Raw genomic sequence first — 24,572 nt, forward strand, 5'->3', positions numbered from 1 at the left:
GGTTCTTTATGGTTACGACACGGTCGATGTGAACTAAGCAAACTTTTTTCACGGGGCAAGATGCAATGGAACGCAAATGTCGCGCATAATTGAATCATTGGAAACAATGCGACCCCGAAGGGGTGGCGTGGAGTTGGGAGGCAGTATGCTGTTTTCCGCTGTGCCTGCTTCCCCCGCACTCTGGAGTCGTTAAGAAGAATTTTTCTGTGAAAGGGAAGTTGTGGCTACTAAAGACGGCAAGGCTGTACTCCACTACCCGGGCGGCGAGTTCGAGATGGACATCGTCAAGGCAACCGAGGGTAACGACGGTATTGCACTGGGCAAGATGCTCCAGGAAACTGGACTGACCACCTTCGACCCGGGCTACACCGCCACCGGTTCTACCGAGTCCAAGATCACTTACATCGACGGCGGTAATGGCATCCTGCGCTACCGCGGTTACCCGATTGAGCAGCTGGCTGAGAAGGCTACTTTCAACGAGGTTTCCTACCTGCTGATTCACGGCCACCTTCCGTCTGAGGAAGAGCTTGCGCAGTTCAACCACGACGTTCGTCACCACACCCTGCTGGACGAGGACTTCCGTCGCGCATTCAGCATCTTCCCGCGTGGCGCACACCCGATGCAGACCCTGGCTTCCTCGGTCAACATTCTGGCTTCCTACTACCAGGACGAGCTGGATCCGCTGAACGAAGAGCAGCGCAACCTGGCTGCGGTTCGCCTCATGGCTAAGGTCCCGATGCTGGCTGCATACGCATACCGCGCATCCAAGGGTGAGCCGTACATGTACCCGGACAACAACCTGAACGCTCGCGAGAACTTCCTGCGCATGATGTTCGGTTACCCGACCGCTGACTATGAGGTTGACCCGGTAGTGGTTGACGCTCTGGACAAGCTGCTCATCCTGCACGCTGACCACGAGCAGAACTGCTCCACCTCCACCGTCCGCATGGTCGCTTCCTCCGGCGCTTCCATGTTCGTCTCCATCGCTGCTGGCATCAACGCTCTGTCTGGTCCGCTGCACGGTGGCGCTAACCAGGCTGTTCTGGAGATGCTCGAGGACATCCAGCAGAACCACGGTGGCGACGCAACCGAGTTCATGAACCGCGTGAAGAACAAGGAGCCGGGCGTCCGCCTGATGGGCTTCGGTCACCGCGTCTACAAGTCCTACGACCCGCGTGCAGCTATCGCTAAGAAGACCGCTCACGAGGTGCTCGAGCACCTCGGCGGCGACGAGCTGCTGGATCTGGCCATGAAGCTGGAAGAGATTGCACTGGCTGATGACTACTTCGTCTCCCGCAAGCTCTACCCGAACGTTGACTTCTACACCGGTCTGATTTACCGCGCCATGGGCTTCCCGACGGACTTCTTCACCGTCCTGTTCGCCATCGGCCGTCTCCCGGGCTGGATTGCTCAGTTCAACGAGCAGGTCACTGACCCGGCATCGAAGATCAACCGTCCTCGCCAGATTTACACCGGCGAGACCGAGCGTGACTTCGTTCCGCGCGACCAGCGCTAAGGTTTCTAGCAATTACCGCGTAGGGGTTCCTCGCAGGTAACTCAGCATAGAAAAGTCCAGCGTTGAAAACGCGAAAAGGCGCGTACTAGCCTTCGAAAGGTTGGTACGCGCCTTTTATTTTTCCTAGAATTTTAAGAAACCCCATTTAAGTTGGGTCCATTTACGTTGGGCTGAATACCAACTGTGAAAAAGCCAACTGTGATAGGAGATTGTCTTGTCCAAGCCAGAACTCACTGCTAAGTCCGGTCCGGCTCCGACGGAACTCGTCATCAACGACCTCACTGTCGGTGACGGCAAGGAGGCCACCCCGGGTGCTCGTGTCGAGGTCCACTACGTGGGTGTCGACTACGAAACCGGTGAAGAGTTCGACTCTTCCTGGAACCGTGGCCAATCCATCGAGTTCCCGCTGAACGGTCTGATTGCCGGCTGGCAGGAAGGCATTCCGGGCATGAAGGTCGGCGGTCGCCGCGAGCTGATTTGCCCGCCGGAGAAGGCTTACGGCCCGGCTGGTGCAGGACACTTCCTGTCTGGTAAGACCCTGGTCTTCGTCATCGACCTGTTGGACGTTAAGTAAAAGTCCGCACGCTGGCTCCGTTGGTCGGCTGGGCTTTGCCCCGGCCCCTTACTCGCCCAGCGCGAAGCGACGGTAGTGGTCGAAACGCTGCTCACGACCAACGCGAGCCGGATTCTTCTCCAGCTCCCAGAGGGCGTGCTCGATAGCACTCAGAGCACGGCGGGGCAGTTCGGCCGGATCCTCAGGTTCAGCCACAATCTCGTCGATGACCCCGGTCTTCAGCATGGCCTCGGCGCCAACGCCCTGCTCCTCCATCATTTCTGGAGCATGCTCGATGTCTCGGTAAATAATCGCCGAAGCACCCTCCGGCGGCAACGGAGACATCCAGGCATCGTGCATTGCCAGCACGCGGTCAGAGGGCAGCATGGCCAGCGCACCACCACCGCAGCCCTGGCCGAGAATGAGTGACACGGTCGGAACCTTCAAGTTCACCAGTGTGGTCAAGGTGCGGGCAATCTCGCCGGCCATGGCATTTTCCTCGGCGTCCTTGGTCAACTCAGCGCCGGGGGTATCAATGACCGTGACCAGCGGAATGTTCAGGCTCTCCGCGATGCGCATCGCACGGCGGGCAAAACGCAGCGAACCCGGACCCATTGGATGCGTGCCCAGGGGCGGTTGGTTATGGCGATCCTGTGCGACCAGAATCACCGGCCGCTCACCAATCCGCGCCAGGCGAGCCCGGACTGACAGCGACTTGTGGCCATCGCCAGTGCCGGAGATTGGCACGGAGCAGTCGACAAGGGCATCGATAATATCGCCGCCACCTGGACGAGAAGTATCGCGGGTGCGCAGGATAGCTTCCCAGGTATCGCGACCGTCAATGGCTGCTGCTGGCGGTGGGGTGGGTTCGCTGGGGTCTCCGTCGGCAAGCACGTCGATGGTGCGGCGGACAGCGCCGCGCAGACCTTCGAGCGGAATGATGCCGTCGATAATGCCCTGTTTGAACAGGTTCTCGGAGGTCTGAACGCCTTCGGGCATGGGGTCGCCGGTAGCGAGCTCGACGACGCGCGGGCCGAGAAAGCCGAGAAGTGCGCCGGGCTCTGCGAAGGTGAAGTGACCGGCCGACCCCCACGACGCCATGACACCACCGGTGGTGGGATTGCGCAGGTACACCAGGAATGGCAAGTGAGAATCCTTGTGGCGCGCCACTGCGGTGGTAATGGAGATCATGAGTGCGAACGCCGCGGTGCCCTCCTGCATGCGAGTGCCGCCCGAGGTCGGGGAGAGCAACAGCGGCAGCTGCTCCGCGGTCGCGCGCTCGATGCTGCGAATAATCCGACGAGCGGTAGCGGCGCCGATAGAACCGCCGAGGAAGCCGAACTCAGAACAGATGACGGCGACGCGTTTGCCGCCGACGGTGCCTTCGCCGGTGATAACGGCCTCATCGAGACCGGTTTTCTCAGCGGCGCGGGACAGCGTGCCGCGGTAGGCCTCGTCGATGTTGCCATGCTCGGGCGCGCCGTCCCAGGATGTGAAACTTCCGTGGTCGAGGACGGTATCTATTACTTGTTGGGCGCTGATTCTAGCCATACCTCCACGGTAGTAAACAAGGGGTAAACCGGCTTAGTTGATGGTGGGCGGAAAGGGGTAGCGCTATTGTCGGAAAAAACGTGTCCGCACTACCGAGGAGTCGAACCAATGCCGATTACTGAGCGCCTCACCGAGCTGGTTGAACAGAGGCCAAACGTATGTGTCGTCGGTTCCATCAACGCAGACCTGACTGTCACCGTGAAGCGCCTGCCGCATGGTGGTGAGACTATCGAGGGCAGTCCTTTGCGCATTCTGCCGGGCGGTAAGTCGGCGAATCAAGCGGCGACGGCTGGCAGGCTGGGCGCGGCCGTGGAACTGGTCGGCGCGGTCGGTTCGGATCCCAACGCACAGTTGCTGCGCGACGCGCTTACCGACGCTCACGTGGACATCTCCGCAGTTGAGACCGTCGACTCCGCCACTGGTACAGCCATGATTGTCGTTGATGATGCGGCGGAGAATTTCATTGTTATCTCCGCTGGCGCCAATGGTGAAGTCGATGCTGAGATGGTGCGCAGTCATGCGGACAAGATTCAGCGGGCGGGGTGCCTCGGTCTGTGTCTGGAAGTTTGTGATGAGGCGGTCCTGGCCGCTGCGCAGATTGCCCACGATGCGGGTGTGCCGGTGGTGTTCAACCTGTCGCCGATTCGGGCGGTCAGTGAAGATCTGCTCGCGCTGGTCAATGTCCTCATTGTCAACGAGCACGAACTCGCAGCCATCATCGGCTCCGAGCGCGCGGTCGCTGGTTGCGACCACGGTCAGTGGGATGCGGTTGGGCGTGCGCTTTCCGACGAACACGGGATTTCCACGGCCATTGTCACACTTGGCGGGGAGGGGTCTGCGGTCCTGAGGACGTCGGAAAGCGAGGTGGCAGTAACGCGCATTCCGGCGCTGACTATCGAGGTCGTGGACACCACGGGCTGTGGCGATGCGTACATGGGCACGGTTCTCACCGCGATGGCCGCGGGCGATGATGTGGTGACGGCAGCTCGACTTGCGGCGGTGGTCTCGGCACATGCGGCGACAGGCGTGGGGGCGCAGACCTCCTATGGTGAGACAGGAAAAATCGCGCAGTTTGCGGCGGACCACAAGTTATAGCCATGAACTGACGCCATGAACGATAGCCATGAGGTGTGCTGAGCAAACTACGCGATTTGCGGTGATTCATTTTTAAGTGGCGGTGGCCGAGAAGCCACGCGCCCTTGTAATGGAGGGGCCTAGCTCTTGGCCGTTAGGGCCTTCTTCCAGCTGACCGCGGCACCGGTGCGCAGGACATTGCGTGGGTAGATCCAGGCTGCGAGTGCGATGACCGCGGCTACCGCCACAACCATGATTAGCAGTGAGGCAACCAACTGGAGTGCGGAGAAGTTGCCAACGGCATACTGCAACGGAGCGGTGGTGATGGAAACTGGCGGAATCCACGAGGCAATCTGCATGACGGTGGAGTCCAGCTTGCTCCAGCCAAACAGCGGAATATACATCGTAATCAGCGAGAACACCAGTACTGGCATCTGTGCGCCCTGGAAATCTTCCATACGGCTGACCAGTGATGCGGAGGCTGCATACAGCGCGGCGAAGAAGAAGTAACCGAGGATGAAGCACGGGACCAGCAGCCAGACTGCGGACCACGGGACATCGAAGCTCTCCACCAATCCGGTAATCATGAGGGCAACTGCGGCGCTGGCGGTCAGCACACTCATCATGATGATGCCGGCCAGACCGGCGCCGAGGATCTTGCCGGCCAGCAGGTGCGCCGGGCGGACTGTCGAGAGAATGATCTCGATGACGCGGGAGGACTTCTCCTCGATGACGCTGGTGGCAACTGCGCCACCGAAGACGAGGATGGCGGTCATCATTACCATCACACCGATTAGAGTGATGAGCATCGCAGGCATCTTCTCGTCTTTTGCTTCATCCAGGGATTCCACCGACACGGCTGCGCTTTGAGTCTTGGAGAAAAACTCGCCGGGGTTGATTCCGTTTTCGCTGAGCAGCATGGCTTCGTTCTGTTTCTGCAGCGACTCCTGCAGCATCGGAGCCAGCCAGGATGGGGCGTCGTCGGCAAGCAGCTTCCACGAGCCCTCCTTGCCTTCTGCGGTGTCGGGGACGAGAGCGGCGTCGGCATCACCGTCGGTGACGGCAGCGCGAGCGGCCTTCTCATTGGGGGCGGACGTGGTCTCCAACGGGGAGAGGGATGCCCCGGCGAATGCGCCGGCGGCGTCCTCACTATCAGAGTTCTTCATCTCGGAGGTGGCTTCGGCGAGGGAGTCCGCGAACGGCGCTTCTCCGACGACCGCGACTTTGACCGTTTCATTGTCGGACTTGGAGGTCATGTAGTCCGCAACGAAGATGCCGCCGACGGCCGCCACCGCCATGATGACGAGTGTGATTAGCGAGCTCTTTTTCAGAAGGTGCTCGCGGAGTTCGCGGACGAAAACAGTCTTGATGGCCGTTGAGGCGTTGTAAGTGTTGGTGCTCATTGCTGTACGGCCTCCTGGTAGAGCTCAGTAAGTGGAATCTGGAGAGGTCCAAACGAACGGACCGTTCCCGCTGCCATCGCGCTGTGCAGCAGCTTCTGGTCGGTGTCGGCTGGGGCATCGGAATCGAGGTGGACGACGGTGGCGCCGTGGGCATCGCGCTCCACGCTTGTCACGCCTTCGACAGATGATGCCCAATCCTGGGGCGCACCATCGAGCTTGACGACGAATGCCCGTGGGCCACGTGCCCGCAGCTCTTCGACGGTTCCTTCGACGAGCATGCGGCCGTCGCGGATAATGCCGACGCGGCCACACATGCGCTCGACGAGGTCGAGCTGGTGGGAGGAAAACACGATTGGAGTGCCGCGGTCGGCGTACTCCTTGAGTACCGAGCTCATTACCTTGACTGCCACCGGGTCGAGGCCGGAGAAAGGCTCGTCGAGGACGAGCACCTCCGGGTCATGGATGAGGGAGGCTGCCAGCTGCACGCGCTGCTGATTTCCGAGCGAGAGCGTGTCGACCTTGTCGTTTGCTCGCTCGGTGAGACCGAGGCGCTCCAACAGATTCTCGGCGTTGGACTCTGCGCGTTCGGCGGGCACACCGTGCAGGCGAGCAAAGTAAATCAGCTGCTTGCGAACCTCCGCCTTTGGGTAGAGGCCGCGTTCTTCTGGCATGTAACCAATCGTGCGGCGCAGTGAGTCGTTCATCGGGGTATCGCCAATGCGTACCTCGCCTTTGTCGGTGGCCAGTACGCCCAGGGCAATGCGCATAGTGGTGGTCTTGCCGGCACCGTTGGAGCCGACGAAGCCGTAGATTTCTCCAGGGTGGACTTGGAAGCTCATGCCACGGAGAACCTGCAGGTCTCCGTATGACTTCTCAAGCCCGTCAATAATGAGGCTGTTCATCGTAATCCTTAAATTGAGGAGTAAAGGGCAGGGGATGGGTGCGGGGTTTGAACCCCGGACTAGTCGTCCCGCAGATTCCAGGCGTAGACGACAGTGGGCAGCGTGGAAATGAAGAGAAAGATGACGATGCCTACAACTCCGAAGCTGTACGGAACGTAATGCCCCCAGTCCGCCTGGCTGTTCATGACCGGCACACCGACAATAAGCAGGGCCAGGAAGACTGTCAGGCCGAAGTAGGTGTAGCAGCGATATGTCAGTCCCCGCAGGTTCAGAATCTGTTCTTGCTGGTACTCGTCCAGCAGTGAGATGGGCGCGCTGTCAACCATGTCGACTGTGATGTTGAGGCTGGTCCAGACGAAGATCAAGATGAGGGAAACCACTGGCCAGAGCAGAGAAAGCCAGCCCGGGAACATGTCGGTCAGGCTACCGAGAAGCGCGATGCCACTCAGCAGCATCAGCACAACGCATACCTCGTATGCGATGACCAGCTTCCGCCGCGCCGCCTGGTTGCGCCACTTGGGCAGCCAGCTCGACATCTGCTCGACGCGCTTTGTGTATTTCGCTTCGCGCCGGGCTTCTAGCTTCTCGAAAAAGCTCGGTGTTGAGTTTTCAGTCCGAATCGTGGGCATCGTTAGCTTTCCTTTCGGTAAAGGGCAGAGGACATGGGCTTGAATTCCTCGCGAGAGAACACCGCCTCAACGGGGAGATCGAACACCGCGCAGATGCGAAATGCCAGATCCAAGCTGGGGTAGTGGTCACCTCGCTCCAGCGCGCCAATCGTTTGAGGATTGACCTCTACTTGTTTGGCTAGTTCGGCTCGGCTGAGTCCGTGTTCTGCCCGCAGCACTGAAATTCTGTTGAATATCGGGTCTTTGGGTTTAATCTTTGGGGACACACTCCAAAGTGTTGTATAAACACAACGCTATGTCAACCGTTTACAACAAAATGAAGCGCACTCACCTTTCTAAACCGCAGGTCAGCGGGGTAGAAAGAATCTAAAAAATTTCCGTCCGTACACTCCCGTACACTCGGTTGGCATGACCACACTCGATCTGAAGTACGATGCAGCGACAACCGGAATTGCCAACGTGGAAATGGTCGATGGCAACGCCATCCCGATTCTGGGGTTTGGCACCTACAAGCTCGACGATGAGCAGGCGCGCGAATCCGTGCGCTACGCCTTGGAAATCGGCTACCGCCACATCGACACCGCATCGCTCTATGGCAATGAGCGAGGGGTGGGGCAGGGTATTGCTGATGCGGTCGCTGCGAACGTCGTAAAGCGTGAAGATATCTTCGTGACCACGAAGGTCTGGAACGATGCGCAGGAGTCGGCGGCGACGCGCGAGTCCGTGCGGGCATCTTTGGAACGGCTCGGCCTTGATTACGTTGACCTGGTGCTTGTGCACTGGCCGGTGGAGAAGCAGGGAACGTTTGGGCAGTGTTTCGATACGCTGCTGGAGCTCAAGCGTGAGGGGCTAATTCGCTCGGTTGGTGTGGCGAACTTCTACCCAGAGGTGCTCGACCAACTCTCGGAGACTCCGGTGGTCAACCAGATTGAGCTGCATCCGCAGTTCCCACAGAATGAGCAGGTTGAAGACGATCACCGTCGCGGTATCGTCACGCAGGCTTGGTCGCCGCTGGGGCGAGCGAAGTACTTCGAGGGCTCGCCGATTGCTGAAATCGCAGACCGCCTGGGTAAAACTCCTGCCCAAGTTGCTATCCGCTGGCACCTCCAGCGTGGCATCGTGGCCATCCCGAAGTCGGGCACGCCGTCGCGCATCAAGGAGAACTTTCAGGTCACCGACTTTGAGCTCACCGACGAGGACATGGAGACGATTGCGTCGATGGCGCGTGCCGACGGGCGTCTGAGCGGCGACCCGAGGGTATTCGGCAACGAATAAGCGAATTTAGATTTGCTTATAGCCCCATCACTATTGGTATTTCGCGGGTAGCCTAAATGCTATGACAAACCCAACATCTGAAATCCGCGTCGAAGCTGACGGCGCAATTGTCACTATCACCATTGACCGAGATCATAAGCGCAACTCCCTGACTGCCGACGTGTGTCGTGACATCGCCGATGCGGTGGAAGCTGCCGCTGAGGTTCCAGAGCAGCGCGTTATCCTACTGCGCGGCGAAGGCCGCGCTTTCTGTGCGGGTGCTGACCTGAGTGGCCAGCATCATGAAGATTCCTTCCATGAACAGCTACGTCGAATGCTGCGCACAATCGAGGCCAGCCGTCTGGTTGTTATTGCGGATGTGCAGGGACCGGCCGTCGGAGCTGGTATGCAGCTGGCGATGGCGGCTGATTTGCGCGTCGTGGGTGAGCGCGGTTGGTTTATGATTCCGCCGGTCAAACTCGGTATCGCCGTCGATGCCTGGACTATTCGTCGCGTGCGCGTCCTCGTCGGCGGTGCCCGTGCCCGCACTATTCTGTTGGCAGCCGAGCGCATGGATCAGGAAGCCGCCCGCGGTTGCGGTCTGGCTTCCTACCTTGGTGGTCCGGACAAGGCGGAGGAGGTAGCGCTCCGTATCGCCACCTACGCGCCCTTGTCACTGGCCTACCACAAGGCCGTGCTCAACGACGATGAGACACATAGCCCGTTGAAGGACTACCAGCAGGAGCTCTACGACACAGTCTGGGCTTCCGAGGATGCTGCGGAGGCATCGAAGGCGCGAGCTGAAAAGCGCGAACCGAATTTCATTGGCAAATAGGTCGAATAGGTTCAGCAATTAGGCGAATAGGGTAGGCAGTCATGGGCTCGTGGAAAACTCCCGACAGCGGTCTTACTCAACAGCAGGTCCAGCAACGCATCGAGTTGGGACACGTCAACGAGCTGCCGCCAACATCCGGGCGCAGTGTGTGGGACATCATCCGTGCCAATGTGTTTACCCGGATTAACGGTATTCTCGCCGTGTTATTCGCAGTCGTGCTCTATACCGGCTCAATCGTCAACGGTGCCTTTGGCCTGCTGATTATCGCCAACTCTATCGTCGGCATCATTCAAGAGCTGCGTGCCAAGCGCACGCTGGACAAGCTCTCCATTGTCGGCCGCGCAAAGCCCATGGTCATTCGTGACGGGGAGCCAGCTCGCGAGATTGACCGCGAGTCCGTCGTCCTCGACGATCTCATCGAGGTTGGTCCCGGTGACCAAATCGTCGTTGACGGTATTCTCCGCTACGCCTCTGACGTGGCTGTCGATGAGTCCTCTCTCACGGGTGAATCCGATGCCGTCGATAAGAGTGTTGGGGACATGGTCTACTCGGGTTCCTCGGTCGTGGTGGGGTCGGCGCGATATCAGGCCACCAAAGTGGGCAAGGAGGCTTACGCTGCCAAGCTCGCAGCTGAGGCCAACAAGTTCACGCTGACTGATTCCCAGCTCTTCCGCGGCATCAATAAGATCCTGACTTATATTTCCTGGGTTCTCATTCCCGTCGGTGCCCTGGCAATTTATACGCAGCTCTTTGTCGCCGGCGATGATCTCAATGATGCGCTGCTGGGGATGGTCGCCACGCTGGTGCCCATGGTTCCTGAGGGGCTTGTCCTCATGACCACTATTGCGTTTGCCCTTGGGGTGGTGCGCTTGGGGCGACATCGAGTGCTGGTCAATGAGCTGCCCGCCATCGAGGGGCTCGCGCGTGTCGACACCGTGTGCGTCGACAAAACTGGCACGCTCACCGAAAATGCGATGCAGCTAGTGGAAGTCGACATCGTATCGGGTGACGGTACTTCCCGCGATGAGGTCGATTCCGCGCTCATCGATTTGTGCAAGCTCGACGATCGTCCCAACGCAACGGCTCGTGCACTGCTCGAGGGGCTTGCGGACGCAGGGGACGTCGTAAAGCATGAGCAAACCAAAACCCGCCCCTTTACCTCGGCGAATAAGTGGTCGGCGCTGACGTATCACGGCGGTGCGACGTGGGTTTTCGGCGCGCCCGATGTGCTTGTCGACGACTCCGCGGTCGGCATGCAGAAAGCTCGGCAGCTTATGGAGGAAGGACTTCGTGTGCTCCTACTCGCGCGGACCTCAGTTGGGGCAGATGACCTGCCCGGCGGTGCGCTGCGGAAGAGTGGCGAGGTGGAGTTGGAGCCGGTCGCACTTGTCGTGCTGGGGCAGAAGGTGCGTTCAGATGCGGCGGACACGGTGGCCTATTTCTATGAAGAAGGTGTCGAGGTCAAGGTCATTTCTGGTGACAATGACCGCTCCGTGGGGGCTGTTGCACGTGAGCTGGAAATGGAGGGAGCTAACAATCCTGTCGATGCGTCTGAGCTTCCGGTCAGCCGCGATGAGAATAGCGAAGCCAAGCCCACCGAGATCTGCAGCGAGTTTGCAGACATTGTCGAATCGCGGCAGATTTTCGGCCGTGTCACAGCGGAGAATAAGCGCGACATGGTTCATGCGCTGCAGTCGCGGGGGCATCATGTGGCGATGACCGGTGATGGTGTCAATGATGTGCTGGCGCTGAAAGCGGCGAACCTGGGCGTGGCCATGGGGGATGGGGCGCCGGCGACACGCTCGGTTGCACAATTGGTGCTGTTGGATAATCGCTTCGCCGTGATGCCGATGATTGTGGCCGAGGGACGGCGAGTCATTGGCAATATCGAGCGTGTTGCCAACCTCTTTTTGACGAAGACCATCTACTCGGTGGTATTGGCACTGGCTGTGGGGCTGTGGGGGATGGATTATCCATTCGAGCCAATCCACGTGACCATTACGGGCTGGTTCACGATTGGCATCCCGGCCTTTGTGCTGTCGTTGGCTCCTAACTTGGAGCGTGCGCGCGATGGTTTCGTGCGGAGGGTTTTGCGTTTAGCGATACCGGCCGGCATCACGGTGGGGTTGTTGACCTTCATGTTTTGGTTGTGGGCAAACCCGGGAGTCGACGCCAGCGATGCGGCACGAGGGGAGGCGTCCACTGCGACTCTTATTGTGCTGATCGTTTCGGCATTTTGGGTCTTGGTGGTCGTGGCTAGGCCATACACCTGGTGGAAGGTTCTGTTGCTGGCTGTATCGGCGGGAGCCTACCTGTTTATCTTCTCGGTTCGTTCAGTGGCTTCGGTGCTTAATTTGTACTGGGTGGGGCGCGAGCTGTTGATCCCCGCGCTGATCGTGGGCGCCATCGGTGCGGTCATTATCGAAGCGCTGTGGTGGTGGCGTCAGAGTAAGCCATTGCCGGAAGAAGCGGAGAACACGAGTACAACGGCGTAAATGGGGGTAGTAAAAACGGCGCCTAAGTATGCAGGTAATGGCGTTTTTGGGGGTGCCTTAAGGCTCGCTGAGAAGTAGTTAGCCGCATTTAACTTCTTTGCTAACTGTGTTCCAGGTAACTTTGTTTCCACACATAATGAAAAATGTGGTGCATGGCACACCTTCGGGGTAGCTGTGCTGAACCTCATTACGAACACCTGCATAACTTCCTGGAAAGGATTAGCCCGTGTCCGCAACTCCTTTGCCGACAGACCGGCATAAGCCACAGGCGGCCGAGTACCGCTACGTGCAAAACTCAGCGCAGTTCCAAGAGCTCCGCTCTACATTCCGGTCATTCGCCATCCCGATGACCGTCGCAGGTCTGGTGTGGTACATCGCATTCGTTCTGTTTGCGACGTTCGCGCCGGACCTCATGGCGACTCCCGTACTGGGCAATATCAACCTGGGCATCGTCCTTGGTCTGCTCCAGTTCGTGACCACCTTCGCCATCACCTGGGTGTACATCAACTTCGCCAACAAGAAGCTCGAGCCGATGCAGGCAGAGCTGCGCGAGGCACTGGAAAGCGGAGAAATCGCTGAAATCGTCGCAAAGAAGGAGGCATAGACATGCTGACCAGTTTCTTTGCTGCAGAGGACACTGCAGCAGCAGGTAACCCGATTCTCAACATCGCGGTCTTCGTCGCCTTCATTGTTGCGACCATGTTCATCGTTACTCGAGTGGGCAAGGGCGGAAACAAGGGAGCATCTGACTTCTACACCGGTGGTGCACAGTTCTCCGGTACCCAAAACGGTCTTGCCATTGCAGGTGACTATCTCTCGGCGGCTTCCTTCCTCGGTATCGTCGGTGCCATCGCGCTGACTGGTTACGACGGATTCCTGTACTCCATCGGCTTCTTCGTCGCTTGGCTGGTCGCGCTGCTGCTGGTTGCAGAGCCGCTGCGTAACGTCGGTAAGTTCACCATGGCCGACGTGCTGTCCTTCCGTCTTAAGCAGCGCCCGGTACGTACTGCAGCTGCTATCTCCACTCTCGCGGTGACCCTGTTCTACCTGATCGCGCAGATGGCCGGTGCAGGTTCCCTGGTTGCCGTACTGCTCAACATTCACGACTCGACTCAGCAGTCCATCGTCGTCGCTGTCGTTGGCATCATCATGGTCGCCTACGTTCTCATCGGTGGCATGAAGGGCACGACTTACGTGCAGATGATTAAGGCCGTCCTGCTGGTCGGTGCTGTCATCATCATGACCCTGATTATTCTGGTGGGCGTTAAGGGCAACTTCTCCCAGCTCCTGCAGGACGCAGTGGACATGCACGCAAGCTCGGATCACATCGCCGAAAAGGGTTACGAAGCCTCCGCCATTCTGGAGCCGGGCCTGAAGTACGGTGGCTCCTTCGTCCAGCAGCTGGACTTCATCTCCCTGGGCCTGGCACTGGTTCTCGGTGTCGCTGGTCTGCCTCACGTGCTCATGCGCTTCTACACGGTCCCGACCGCAAAGGAAGCTCGTAAGTCCGTGACCTGGGCAATCATCCTCATTGGTGGTTTCTACCTGCTGACACTGGTGCTTGGTTACGGCGCCGCCGCACTTGTTGGTCCGGACCGAATCAACGCTGCCCCGGGCGGAGCCAACGCTGCAGCCCCGCTGCTGGCATTTGAACTCGGTGGCTCCATCTTTATGGCTGTAGTCTCCGCCGTGGCATTCGCTACCGTGCTGGCGGTGGTCGCTGGTCTGGCAATTACCGCTTCCGCTTCTGTCGGTCAGGACCTCTACCAGGCCGTCATCCGCAAGGGACAGGCAACGGAGGCTGAGCAGGTTCGAGTCTCTCGCATCACCGTTATCGTGCTGGGCGTTGTCGCTATTATCCTCGGCATCCTGGCCATGGGCCAGAACGTGGCCTTCCTGGTGTCGTTGGCCTTCGCAGTGGCAGCATCCGCAAACGTTCCGACCATCCTGATGTCCCTATTCTGGAAGCGCTTCAACACCGCAGGCGCAGTTGCCTCCATGTACACCGGTGTCATCGCCTCGCTGGTTCTGATTATCTTCTCCCCGGCAGTTTCCGGCAGTGAGTCCTCGATGATTCCGTCCGTTGACTTCTCCTGGTTCCCGCTGACCTCGCCGGGTCTGCTCGCAATCCCGCTGGCGTTCCTGGCTGGCATCATCGCCACCTACATGGGTAAGCCGGATAACTTTGATGACCTGGCAGCTGAGATGGAAGTTCGCTCCCTGACCGGTGTTGGCACCGAGGCTGCTGTTGATCACTAATAACCACTGAGTCCTTGGCTGGCAACGCTGTCCGAACAGCTCAGCCAATCTCAATTAACTGAATAGACAAATGCAGAGGCCCCGTTATCGTCACTGGTAGCGGGGCCTTTGTGGTAGGCGCGGGGTCGTCGTTAAGCATGTGCGAATCAGTGGATAATCGTTAATGGACAGGCCTGCTGCCCTTGCTCCGCAGGGGCTCGCGGAAGCGAGCGCGGAGTCTTAGATATAAGGTGGGAAGGTAACAATCTGGTTTGCCCCACCGCAATAATTGGAGTGTGTATGACTGACAATTCTGGCGCTTCTGAGAACAACAATTCTTTCCGTAGCGCCCTGCATGATGAGCACGTAAGCCTTGGCGCAGAAATGCGCAATGTTGGTGGCTATGAAGTGCCGTTCCGCTACTCTTCGGAAATTGCAGAGCACAACGCAGTGCGTGAGGCCGTCGGTGTTTTCGACCTGTCGCTGATGGGTATCATCCGCGTCACTGGTGAGGATGCGGCGGCGTTCCTTGCACACTCCCTGATTTCGGCAATCAAGCCGCTGGCGTTGGGCCGTGCCAAGTACACCATGATTGTGCAGGAAGACGGCGGCATTATTGATGACCTCATCATTTACCGCCTCGGTAGTCACGAATTCATGCTGGTGCAGAATGCCGCAGCCGCTGAAGATGTGTACTCGACGTTGCGCGAGCGCGTTGGTGGATACAATGTCCAGGTTGAGCGCATGAATGACAAGAATGTGCTCCTGGCCATTCAGGGGCCGAAGGCTGCGAAGCTTCTGCGTCGTCTGCTGCCGCAGGATCTGCATGCGACTCTCGATGGCATGAACTACTACTCTTGCACCCTGCTCGAGGTCGCAGGTGTGGAAATGATTGTTGCCCGAACCGGCTACACCGGTGAGGACGGCTTCGAGATCTTCCCGCCGGCTGACCGCGCCGTCGAGGTCTGGCGTGCAATCATTGCAGCAGGTGGCAAGGTGGAAAACCCGGAGGATCCGGCTGACAACGGCGCTGACCTCGGCCTGCTCCCGTGTGGTTTGGCCTGCCGCGACACCCTGCGTCTTGAGGCCGGTATGCCGCTCTATGGCTACGAACTGACTCGAGACCGCACTCCGCTGGAGGCCGGCCTGAAGTCCATCATGGGGCCGACCAAGGGGCAGTTTATTGGGCGAAATGCCCTGATTAACCGTCCGCAGTCGAAGGAGCTGCTGGTTGGTCTGCGATTCTCTGGAGATGAAGCACCGAAGCGTGGCACCAAGCTCATTGATGCGGAAGGCAACGAGGTCGGTGTGCTGACTTCCGCCAAGGTGTCGCCGACTTTGGGCCACCCCATCGGTTTTGCATACGTTCAGCGTTGGCAGTCCGCCACTGGCACTGAGCTGACCGTTGAAGGCACCGACACTACCGCTACCGTCGTGCCGACGCCGTTCTACAACCGCCGTCACCGCAAGTAGGGGAGCGCCACCGCCTGAGTGATTCTGCAATCACAAGAATCCGCTGCAGTATTGTTGCAGCGGATTTTGGTGTTTTAGGGCGAGCTAGCGCACCTCACCTAACTAAATCCCGAGCCGACGAACCTCGCAGCCCGAGACGAGCCTAGCGGAACAGGCCGGTGAGCCCATGATTATCTTCGCTTGGCCGCTCTTCTTGCTCCGATTCCGATTCTGTCGGCTCGCCGGAGGTTGTCGGAGTCGTTGAAGTATCGGGCGGAGTGGAAGAATCAGAGGTCGTCGAGTTCTCCGTCACACTCGTCTCCGTTGCGCTCTCGCTCGGAGTCGTCGGCTCAGGTTCCTGAGGCTGTGGCTCAGAGGTCGTCGGAGTAGTGGAGATCCACATTTGCTGCGATGTCGGGTTCGCGGGGGTTTGCTGCAGCACCGTCCACACTTCCTGCTCGCCGACTTGTGCGCATTCAAGATTCTGGCCGTTGGCGCTCATTCGTATTTCGCCGGTCTGGTTCGGGCACAGCTGCCCGATGCGCGGTGTACCGCCTTCTCGAACCTTTGGTCCTGTCGTCGTCGGCGAACTCGTCGTCGACACCGTAGTAAGTTGGCTTGACGACGAGGTTTGCGTCGCGGCAACCTCCTTGCTTTCGCTGTTGGCACAGCCGGTGGCGGTGGCCGCGAAGGTGAGGAGGCAGCAGGCCAGCGCCAGGTGCTGGCGGTTCTTGCGCCGGCCGGCGGTGAGTCGAGGGTGCTGTACGGCTGACAGCTGAGTTCTCGTATTCACATCCATCTCACTTTCTGGGCTTCTCGGGCCTGCGTCGCGTGGTTTAATTCTCGGCTTTCTGGGTAGGGTCTCCTGAAAAACCACTAGGGGGGGGTGCCAGCTATAGGGGAATTTGCCGAGTTATTGGCAAGGAAGTTGCTGACACCCAATAAATAGGTTGATTCAACCGGCAACTATACAGTCGACTTTTCGATTTGCATACCGGAAGCTTCTAATCGTGGCAGAACGGACGCGGTAGGAATAGAGAATTCGTGAGTACAAGCGTCGAGTAAGCGTTAGGCCCTGGCTCTTTCCTCTTCGGCCTCAACCTCAGCGTTGAATTCTCGTTTAGAGGACTGCCACTGGTCTTCGGTCATACCGATACGCCAGTAGCCAGAGATCGAAACGTCCTTCTTCGGTATCTCAGATTCAACGAAGAGGAAGCGGCGCAGTTCCTTAATCATCTCGGCGACACCGTGGATGAACCAGCTAGTCTTCTTACCTTCTGGAATGCCCGCCTCGCGCACTGTGCGGGATAGCTCTGTGCCGTGGGTTGCGCCGTTGCGGAGGACCCAATGGATTTCCACGCCCTCTCGGGTGGGGAGCTCAAACTTGCGATCTTCGGCTTCGATCTCGATGTATGCGGTCGCAGTCGTGCTTTCTGGGAGGTGCTTCAAGCTGGCGCCGATGGCTGGTGCTGCGGACTCATCACCGGCGAGCACAAAGTGTTCATACTCTGCCGCAGGTCCCCATGCGCCACCTGGCCCTAAGAAGCCAAGCTTGTCTCCGACTTTAGCTACGCGTGCCCAAGGTCCAGCCAGGCCGGAATCGCCGTGGGTGACGAAGTCGACATCGAAGTCGCCGGTTTCGGAGTCTAGATTAATCAGAGTGTAGGTGCGGGTGATGGGCAGTTTATCTCGCGGTTGTTCGGCGCGAATTTGCGCAATATCGAACGGCCAGGAGTAATCAGCATCTTCTGGCACAAGCAATAACTTGATGTAATGGTCGGTAAACTCCAGCTCCTTGCCCACAAATGCAGGCGAGTTCATGCTCAAACGAACAAGGTCTGGGGAAATCTGGCGACGTCCAGTAACTGTTGCCTCGTGTGCCTTGCGGGGCTTACGCTTCGGTACGGCTGCTTTAGCTAGGTCATCCATGGTTGTCACTGTCCTTCAACAAGTCTGGGCCTGTTTTGTGCAGGCGGAAGCCTACACGCCATATGATTAGGTAAGCCTAACACAAGTGTTGCTGGAAATTGCTGGGTGATGCGTTTTCAGGAGGGGGCGTAGTGGCCGGTCGTGAGAAAAACGAAGAACCCTCGCGCCCTATATGTAAAAGGTCGCGAGGGTATTTGTGCCCCAGACTGGAATCGAACCAGCGACACCGGCTTTAGGAGAGCCGTGCTCTATCCACTGAGCTACTAGGGCAAACATCTTCCGGGTAAAACGGCCGTGAAAACACATTCTCGGCAGCCGGAAAAATTACCTCATAACCTTAACGCATCTGCGAGCCCGAATGGCAATTAGGTCCTTCGCTAAGCGCGCAAACATGCAGGAAGCCCGCTAATACCCCCATGTGTTTTTGCACTCGGCGGTGTCGTTCGAAATCTGGCTAACATGGTTTATAACGAGCGACTTTCTTGCGCTTGCGGTCGCAACAGCGCTACTTATTTTCCGGTCGCTGTTTTGGAGGAGGATGACAAAATGATTAAGCCAACTTTCACGGATGTCAACGGTGTCAAGATTAAGTGTTCCATGACCACGGACTCGGACCAGCCGCACCTTCTGGTTTCGCGCATGGAAGATGATGGCACGTTGACTCCGATTCTGGAGATGAACGTGTACGACTCCAAGTACATGGCCAACGCTTGCGAGATTTACCTGAAGCAGGCCGCTTCGGCCAACCTCCAGGGTTCGATGGCCGGCCTGTCTCCGGATGAGATGGCTGAACAGTTCGGTTACGAGGGAGATCCGACCAATCACTAGTCGAAACGACGCCGCCCGCCATCAGGCTGAGAGCCCTGTATACAGCGGGTATGTCGATGTAGACGTCATTGGAATCGGCGCCGGTAGCCCGAGCCACATTACGCTCGAGGCTATCGGCGCTCTTGCTGATGCCGACGTAGTTTTTGCTCTCGACAAGGGCGATGCCAAAGCGGACTTGTTGGCTGCGCGACAGGCAATCGTCGATAAGCATGCGCCGCATGTCGAACTCGTTGCCGTTCCCGACCCGCCACGTGACCGCACGCCCGATAACTACGGCGCAGTCGTCCGTGACTGGCATCAGCGCCGCGCAGAGCTGCTTGCCGACGCCTTCGTCGCCCACCTCGGACGCGAAGGAAAGCGCCGCGGTGCGTTTCTAGTCTGGGGCGACCCTTCCTTGTACGACTCAACATTGCGGATTTTGCAGCGCGTCCGCGACCTTGGGCTGGACGTGCGCTCGCGAGTTATCCCCAGTGTGACGGCGATTTCCGCTCTGACCGCAGCGCATGGAGAGTGCCTGAACCAGATTGGTAAGCCGGTATTGATTACCACGGGTCGGCGTCTGGGGGAGCGTGCACCTGGCATGGATGCGGTGGTGATGCTCGATGGTGGGGCGGCCTGGCTCGAGCACGCGGACCCGGAGGAAGAGATTCTCTGGGGTGCATTCCTGGGAACGGAGCTGGAGACGCTCCGCCGTGGCCGCGTTGGCGACGTCGGCGAAGAGATTGCGGAGCTGAAAAAGAAGCTACGCGCGGAGCACGGTTGGATTATGGATATCTACCTGCTGCGTTCCGGCGCCTAGGGGTGAGCAGTCGGAGCCGTGCCAGCTCGGCTAGCTGACCTTCTTGCCCAAGAAGCCCTCTGCCCATCGGTGGAGGGCTTTTTCGGCGGCTTCGACGCCGTCGGCGACGGTTACTTTGGCGAGGACCTGATCGTCGTTAGGCAACACGCGTGCGGGATTGCCGGCGGGGCGGACGGTGATGCTGACGTGGTCGGCATCGATGACCTCGACGGTCGCTAGTGCGAGCATCTCGACATTCGTCTGCTCGGCAACCGCAAAGTGGTAGGCGGTGTCGTTTTCCCACTCGGTGGTGGAGTTCTGAAGGAACTCGGCGACGGAGTCAGGGGCCAACTCTGTGAGTAATTGGGTTGCGACCGGGGCGTCATCGACGCGGGAATCGTGGCGCAGCGGACGGCAGTAGAAGCGGCCGGCATTTACTTCCATGGGTTCCATACCGTCCACTCTAGACGTCCTGAACAGTGTTTAAGGGAGTCGGGGGAGGGGGCTGAAAAGAATCAAGCGGGGCTGGCTGCGAATCCCATCGCAACCAGCCCCGCTTAGAGCTTTAGAACTACTTCAGTTCCATCAGGACATCGCCCTTGCCGACACCCGAGCCAGCCTCGGTGGCCAGACCAGTGACAACGCCGTCCTTGTGAGCCTTGACTGGGTTTTCCATCTTCATGGCCTCAAGGACAACTACGGTGTCACCCTCGGAGACTTCCTGGCCTTCTTCGACGTTGACCTTGATGACAGTGCCCTGCATCGGAGCAACCACAGCATCACCGGAAGCAGCCTTCTTGGAGCCGCCAGCGCGCTTCTTCTTGCTCTTCTTCTTGGCGCCACCGTTGCCGCCGCCCAGAGCCAGGTCGCCCGGCAGGGCTACCTCGACGCGGCGACCGTCAATTTCGACGACGACCTTCTGAGCCGGGACGGTGTCGGTGTCAGCGTCGGAGTCACCGTCGTACGGAGCGATTGGGTTGTCCCATTCCTCTTCAATCCACTTGGTGTAGACGTCAAACTTCTCGCCATCGCCGACAAACGCCGGGTTCTCAACAATGTGGCGGTGGAACGGAATGACCGTTGCCAGACCCTCAACCTGGTACTCGGACAGAGCACGAGCCGAACGGCGCAGAGCCTCTTCGCGGGTCTCGCCCCAGACAATCAGCTTGGCCAGCATGGAGTCGAACTGACCACCGATGACGTCGCCCTCCTTAATGCCGGTGTCCATGCGGACACCTGGGCCGGACGGCTCGACGTACTTGGTGATGGTGCCCGGAGCCGGCATGAAGTTGGTGCCAGCGTCCTCGCCGTTGATGCGGAACTCGAAAGCGTGGCCGTGCATCTCCGGATCTTCCTTGATGGACAGTTCCTTGCCTTCAGCAATGCGGAACTGCTCGCGGACCAGGTCGAGGCCGGTGACCTCTTCAGTGACCGGGTGCTCCACCTGCAGACGGGTGTTGACCTCGAGGAAGTTGATCAGGCCGTCAGCGCCGACCAGGTACTCAACGGTGCCGGCACCGTAGTAGCCAGCCTCGCGGCAAATGTCCTTAGCGGACTGGCGCAGGCGCTCATCCTGCTCCGGGGTCAGGAACGGAGCAGGTGCTTCCTCGACGAGCTTCTGGAAACGACGCTGCAGGGAGCAGTCACGGGTGGAGGCAACAACGACGTTGCCGTGCTTATCAGCGAGAACCTGGCACTCGACGTGGCGTGCTTTGTCCAGGTAGCGCTCTACGAAGCACTCACCGCGACCGAAGGCGGCAACGGCCTCACGGGTAGCGGACTCGTAGAGGTCAGCGACCTCTTCCATCTTGTGTGCGACCTTCATACCGCGACCACCGCCACCGAAAGCAGCCTTAATGGCGATTGGCAGACCGTGCTCCTTAGCGAACGCGACGACCTCGTCTGCATCCTTAACCGGCTCCTTGGTGCCTGGAGCCATCGGAGCGTCAGCCTTCAGCGCGATGTGACGAGCGGTGACCTTGTCGCCCAGGGCGCGGATGGACTCTGGTGACGGGCCAATCCAGATCAGGCCAGCGTTCTCAACAGCTTCAGCGAAGTCGCCGTTCTCCGACAGGAAGCCGTAGCCCGGGTGGATGGCATTAGCGCCGGACTTCTTTGCGGCGTCCAGAATCTTGTCGAAAACTAGGTAGGACTCAGCGGAAGTGGTGCCACCGAGGGCAAAAGCCTCATCCGCCATGGTCACGAAAGGAGCGTCCGCATCCGGCTCGGCGTAAACGGCGACGGAAGGAATGCCTGCGTCTTTCGCAGCGCGAATAACGCGAACGGCAATCTCGCCACGGTTGGCGACGAGAACCTTCGTGATTTTTTCAGTGGTCTGCTCGGACACGAAATCCTCCATTTTTCGTGGGCACCCCGAGAATTGGCCCTCGGGGCAAGGTTGCGACAGTCATTTGTAGGAATCACAAGCAACACTGCAGTTAACTGAGCGGTGAACCGCAATGCGGTTAACCACGCGGTAGCTAACAGCGTGTGACCCAATATCTCCATTGTGTCACAGGTGCGGTAAGCAACCTCTTTTTGCTCGCTACATAAGGGGGTAGAGATTGTGGTCTTGAGCAGTGTTCAAGTGAGTATGGGGGCGGCTGAAGTGGCTATTTTTCGCCCAAAAACCTAGGTTTGTGGCTAAAATTATCACCCAAGAGTGCAACTTCCGCCCCCTTGATTGGGGGCGGCAGGGGGAATTTAAATCTCCGCTGTAGCGCCTGTCGCTGACGTTGGAAAAACGGTGGGGGAAGCGCTCATCGGTTGCGTCGACCGTCTACAGGCTTCCCGGCTCCGAGCCGTGGACAATGGGCATGCCAATCATATTGCCCCACTCAACCCACGAGCCGTCGTAGTTGCGAACATTCTCGTGGCCGAGCAGGTGGTGCAGTACAAACCAGGTGTGCGCGGAGCGCTCGCCGATGCGGCAGTAGACAATCGCCTCATCTTCAAATTGGACGTGCGCGTAAATCTGCTCGAGCTCTTCGCGGTCGCGGAAACGCGAGTTCGGGTGAACGGATTGATTCCATGGAATGTTTACCGCGGTTGGGATGTGGCCACCACGCAGGACGCCTTCCTGTGGGTAATCGACCATGTGAGTTCGCGCACCGGCATATTCCTCCGGAGTGCGTACGTCGATAATCGGAGCCTTTCCAATGAGCTCACGTGTATCGCTGAAGTAGGCGCGCAGTGTCTTGTCGTCGCGCTCGACGACAGGATAGTCAGTGCGTGGGTAATTGGGGACCTCGAAGCTCGTATCTCGTTCTTCAGTCATCCAGGCGTCGCGGCCACCGTTAAGCAGGCGCACGTCGGGATGCCCAAAAAGCTCGAAGACCCAGAGTGTGTAGGCGGCCCACCAGTTGGACTTGTCGCCGTAGATTACGACGGTGTCATCGCGCGAGATGCCCTTCTCACGCATGAGCTCGGCAAAGCCTTCGGCGTCGATATAGTCGCGGCGCACGGGGTCGTTGAGGTCGCGATGCCAGTCGATGCGAACCGCGCCCGGAATATGTCCAATGTCGTAGAGCAGTGAGTCCTCGTCGGATTCAACAACGCGCAGACCGGGAGAGCCCAGTCGGGCAGCAAGCCAGGAGCTAGAGACGAGGCGCTCAGGGTGGGCGTACTGCTGGAACTGGGGGTGCGGGTCGTGCGGAACAGCCATCGGATACTCCCTTGGCGCGAGTTGGGTGGGTGGGACTTTCTGACGTTTATCGTCAATTGCATATCTAGTTTACGGGTCGCGTGGCGAACGGCGGAATAGTCCCCGGTGTGAGCGCTTTCCGACGGCAACAATTGCGTCCGCGGCCACCCCTGGGATACGTCTCACAGTTGGGGGTAAAAGGAGTGGTTTCGGCGCGCTTGGAGGCCAGGTAGTGCCCTAAAATTTAGCTGAGAGTTAGCGCAAAAACTGTGTTGATTCGTATCACTGGAAAATGGGCTGAAATGGGCTATCTGCCTGGGTATTCGCTGCGTTACGGAGACAATTGAGTGCCGGAAGTCCATGTATTTTCTTAAAAGGAGTGCCTGTGCACAAGAACATTGTTGTATTCGAGATCGAGGGCGGCTCGGACAAGTACTTCGACGGACACCGCAAGGACACCATGCCAATCGTCAACGCTATCCGCGAAGCCGGTTGGTCCGCTGAGGTCGTCTACTACCGACCAGAGTGGAAGGACGACCTGTACGACTACGTCTCTCAGAACTTCGACGGCTACATCTCTCGCGTTAACCCGGGCAACATCCCGGGTGGTGAGAGGGGCTACTTCGAGCTTCTGACCAGTCTCTCGGTCGCTGGTTTGGTCGGTATGTCCACCCCGGGCGAGATGATGGCCTACGGCGCAAAGGACGCACTGGTCAAGCTCAAGGACACTGACCTGGTTCCGTCTGACACCGCTGCTTACTACGACGTCGAGGCATTCCACAGCACTTTTCCGACCTCCCTGTCCTACGGCGAGCGCGTCCTCAAGCAGAACCGTGGTTCCACCGGGTCCGGCATCTGGCGTGTGCGCATCGCTGACGAAGAGGTTGCTAAGAACGTTGAGCCGGGCACCCCGCTGCCGCTGGGCACCAAGCTGAAGTGCACCGAGGCCGTGGACAATCACACCGAGACTCGCGAGCTCGGCGAGTTCATGGATTTCTGTGACCAGTACATCATCGGCGATAACGGCATGCTCGTGGACATGCGCTTCATGCCGCGCATCACCGAAGGCGAAATTCGCATTCTGCTGGTCGGTCCGCACCCGGTCTTCGTGGTTCACAAGAAGCCGGCCGAGGGCGGCGACGCTTTCTCCGCAACCTTGTTCTCTGGCGCGAAGTACACGTACAACAAGCCGGAAGAATGGCAGGACCTCATCGACATGTTTGCTGAGGCTCGCCCGGTCATTGCCGAGAACCTCGGTGGCGACAATATCCCGCTGATCTGGACAGCCGATTTCATGCTGGCAGATGGCGAGGACGGCGAGGACACTTACGTTCTCGGCGAGATCAACTGCTCCTGTGTTGGCTTCACCTCCGAGCTGGATATGGGTATCCAGGAGCTCGTTGCTCAGGAGGCCATCAAGCGCGTTGAGGCTGCTAACAAGTAGCCTCGACAGCTAAGAAAAACGGGTTAATAGACAAAAGTGTGCCCGCTT

General features: G+C 58.7%; 22 protein-coding genes and 1 tRNA gene. 12 read left to right on the forward strand and 11 right to left on the reverse strand.

Going from position 1 to position 24,572, the window contains the following annotated elements:
• The first annotated feature begins 220 nt into the window (after window positions 1-220).
• Together CORAM0001_RS09955 and CORAM0001_RS09960 are read left to right on the forward strand one after the other, a co-directional pair.
• Window positions 221-1,516, forward strand: a complete 1,296-nt coding sequence (locus CORAM0001_RS09955; protein WP_040361909.1) for a citrate synthase — start codon at window positions 221-223, stop codon at window positions 1,514-1,516.
• Window positions 1,517-1,730: 214 nt separating this feature from the next.
• Window positions 1,731-2,090, forward strand: a complete 360-nt coding sequence (locus tag CORAM0001_RS09960; RefSeq protein WP_005511805.1) for an FKBP-type peptidyl-prolyl cis-trans isomerase — start codon at window positions 1,731-1,733, stop codon at window positions 2,088-2,090.
• Between the two features lie 48 nt (window positions 2,091-2,138).
• On the opposite strand, the gene CORAM0001_RS09965 is transcribed toward CORAM0001_RS09960, so the two are convergent.
• Entirely contained in the window at window positions 2,139-3,620 is a 1,482-nt protein-coding gene (locus CORAM0001_RS09965; RefSeq protein ID WP_005511812.1) for a carboxyl transferase domain-containing protein, read from the reverse strand.
• A 108-nt stretch (window positions 3,621-3,728) separates the two neighbouring features.
• Between CORAM0001_RS09965 and CORAM0001_RS09970 the strand changes: the two genes are divergently transcribed.
• A complete protein-coding gene (locus tag CORAM0001_RS09970; RefSeq protein WP_005511806.1) occupies window positions 3,729-4,715 on the forward strand; it encodes a ribokinase in 987 nt (328 codons plus the stop codon).
• Window positions 4,716-4,834: 119 nt separating this feature from the next.
• Here the strand turns inward: CORAM0001_RS09970 and CORAM0001_RS09975 are convergent, their stop codons facing one another.
• Genes CORAM0001_RS09975 through CORAM0001_RS09990 form a run of 4 tightly spaced genes read right to left on the reverse strand, consistent with a single transcriptional unit; the run spans window position 4,835 to window position 7,894 of the window.
• The gene (locus CORAM0001_RS09975; protein WP_005511802.1) at window positions 4,835-6,097 is read right to left on the reverse strand and encodes an ABC transporter permease; all 1,263 of its coding nucleotides are present in this window, start codon (window positions 6,095-6,097) and stop codon (window positions 4,835-4,837) included.
• Window positions 6,094-6,999 (reverse strand): ABC transporter ATP-binding protein, encoded by a 906-nt coding sequence (locus tag CORAM0001_RS09980; RefSeq protein WP_005511808.1) that lies wholly within the window; start codon window positions 6,997-6,999, stop codon window positions 6,094-6,096. Before CORAM0001_RS09980 ends, CORAM0001_RS09975 begins: the two co-directional genes overlap by 4 nt.
• Before the next feature lie 59 nt (window positions 7,000-7,058).
• Window positions 7,059-7,628, reverse strand: coding sequence for a hypothetical protein (locus CORAM0001_RS09985; protein ID WP_005511794.1), 570 nt, complete (start codon window positions 7,626-7,628; stop codon window positions 7,059-7,061).
• A 2-nt stretch (window positions 7,629-7,630) separates the two neighbouring features.
• Window positions 7,631-7,894 (reverse strand): helix-turn-helix transcriptional regulator, encoded by a 264-nt coding sequence (locus tag CORAM0001_RS09990; RefSeq protein WP_005511796.1) that lies wholly within the window; start codon window positions 7,892-7,894, stop codon window positions 7,631-7,633.
• 142 nt (window positions 7,895-8,036) lie between these two features.
• Here CORAM0001_RS09990 and CORAM0001_RS09995 point away from each other — a divergent pair, with 142 nt between their 5' ends.
• The 6 genes from CORAM0001_RS09995 (at window position 8,037) to gcvT (ending at window position 15,923) form a co-directional block, all read left to right on the forward strand.
• Window positions 8,037-8,903 carry an aldo/keto reductase gene (locus CORAM0001_RS09995; RefSeq protein ID WP_005511798.1) on the forward strand — a complete coding sequence of 289 codons (867 nt, stop codon included), beginning with the start codon at window positions 8,037-8,039 and terminating at the stop codon, window positions 8,901-8,903.
• Window positions 8,904-8,964: 61 nt separating this feature from the next.
• Complete coding sequence (locus CORAM0001_RS10000) at window positions 8,965-9,717, forward strand: enoyl-CoA hydratase (protein ID WP_005511795.1); 753 nt, start codon at window positions 8,965-8,967, stop codon at window positions 9,715-9,717.
• A 41-nt stretch (window positions 9,718-9,758) separates the two neighbouring features.
• Window positions 9,759-12,212, forward strand: a complete 2,454-nt coding sequence (locus CORAM0001_RS10005) for an HAD-IC family P-type ATPase (RefSeq protein WP_005511800.1) — start codon at window positions 9,759-9,761, stop codon at window positions 12,210-12,212.
• A gap of 226 nt (window positions 12,213-12,438) precedes the next feature.
• The gene (locus tag CORAM0001_RS10010) at window positions 12,439-12,816 is read left to right on the forward strand and encodes a DUF485 domain-containing protein (protein ID WP_005511809.1); all 378 of its coding nucleotides are present in this window, start codon (window positions 12,439-12,441) and stop codon (window positions 12,814-12,816) included.
• Between the two features lie 2 nt (window positions 12,817-12,818).
• Window positions 12,819-14,471, forward strand: a complete 1,653-nt coding sequence (locus tag CORAM0001_RS10015; protein WP_005511810.1) for a solute symporter family protein — start codon at window positions 12,819-12,821, stop codon at window positions 14,469-14,471.
• A gap of 279 nt (window positions 14,472-14,750) precedes the next feature.
• On the forward strand, window positions 14,751-15,923 hold the full coding sequence (gene gcvT, locus CORAM0001_RS10020; RefSeq protein ID WP_005511786.1) for a glycine cleavage system aminomethyltransferase GcvT: 1,173 nt from the start codon (window positions 14,751-14,753) through the stop codon (window positions 15,921-15,923).
• 142 nt (window positions 15,924-16,065) lie between these two features.
• Here gcvT and CORAM0001_RS10025 read toward each other — a convergent pair whose 3' ends face one another.
• From CORAM0001_RS10025 to CORAM0001_RS10035, 3 genes are all read right to left on the reverse strand, one after another.
• Entirely contained in the window at window positions 16,066-16,701 is a 636-nt protein-coding gene (locus CORAM0001_RS10025) for a hypothetical protein (protein ID WP_005511803.1), read from the reverse strand.
• A gap of 269 nt (window positions 16,702-16,970) precedes the next feature.
• Window positions 16,971-17,831, reverse strand: a complete 861-nt coding sequence (locus CORAM0001_RS10030; RefSeq protein WP_005511799.1) for a siderophore-interacting protein — start codon at window positions 17,829-17,831, stop codon at window positions 16,971-16,973.
• A 197-nt stretch (window positions 17,832-18,028) separates the two neighbouring features.
• A tRNA-Arg gene (locus tag CORAM0001_RS10035) sits at window positions 18,029-18,101 on the reverse strand.
• A 276-nt stretch (window positions 18,102-18,377) separates the two neighbouring features.
• On the opposite strand from CORAM0001_RS10035, the gene CORAM0001_RS10040 reads away from it, so the two are divergent.
• Both CORAM0001_RS10040 and cobF read left to right on the forward strand, forming a co-directional pair.
• A complete protein-coding gene (locus tag CORAM0001_RS10040) occupies window positions 18,378-18,659 on the forward strand; it encodes a cg0963 family protein (protein WP_005511785.1) in 282 nt (93 codons plus the stop codon).
• Complete coding sequence (gene cobF / locus CORAM0001_RS10045; protein WP_005511811.1) at window positions 18,610-19,458, forward strand: precorrin-6A synthase (deacetylating); 849 nt, start codon at window positions 18,610-18,612, stop codon at window positions 19,456-19,458. Before CORAM0001_RS10040 ends, cobF begins: the two co-directional genes overlap by 50 nt.
• Before the next feature lie 30 nt (window positions 19,459-19,488).
• On the opposite strand, the gene CORAM0001_RS10050 is transcribed toward cobF, so the two are convergent.
• The 3 genes from CORAM0001_RS10050 to CORAM0001_RS10060 all read right to left on the reverse strand — a co-directional run bounded on the left by CORAM0001_RS10050 (window position 19,489) and on the right by CORAM0001_RS10060 (window position 23,101).
• A complete protein-coding gene (locus CORAM0001_RS10050) occupies window positions 19,489-19,890 on the reverse strand; it encodes a hypothetical protein (RefSeq protein WP_040361919.1) in 402 nt (133 codons plus the stop codon).
• A 118-nt stretch (window positions 19,891-20,008) separates the two neighbouring features.
• The gene (locus CORAM0001_RS10055) at window positions 20,009-21,796 is read right to left on the reverse strand and encodes an acetyl/propionyl/methylcrotonyl-CoA carboxylase subunit alpha (RefSeq protein WP_005511804.1); all 1,788 of its coding nucleotides are present in this window, start codon (window positions 21,794-21,796) and stop codon (window positions 20,009-20,011) included.
• A 420-nt stretch (window positions 21,797-22,216) separates the two neighbouring features.
• Window positions 22,217-23,101 carry a sulfurtransferase gene (locus CORAM0001_RS10060; protein WP_005511797.1) on the reverse strand — a complete coding sequence of 295 codons (885 nt, stop codon included), beginning with the start codon at window positions 23,099-23,101 and terminating at the stop codon, window positions 22,217-22,219.
• Window positions 23,102-23,465: 364 nt separating this feature from the next.
• On the opposite strand from CORAM0001_RS10060, the gene CORAM0001_RS10065 reads away from it, so the two are divergent.
• Window positions 23,466-24,524 carry a Cj0069 family protein gene (locus tag CORAM0001_RS10065; protein WP_040361922.1) on the forward strand — a complete coding sequence of 353 codons (1,059 nt, stop codon included), beginning with the start codon at window positions 23,466-23,468 and terminating at the stop codon, window positions 24,522-24,524.
• The last annotated feature ends 48 nt before the right edge of the window (window positions 24,525-24,572 follow it).

The sequence above is a fragment of the Corynebacterium amycolatum SK46 genome (assembly GCF_000173655.1).
Taxonomy (GTDB): Bacteria; Actinomycetota; Actinomycetes; order Mycobacteriales; family Mycobacteriaceae; genus Corynebacterium; species Corynebacterium amycolatum_A.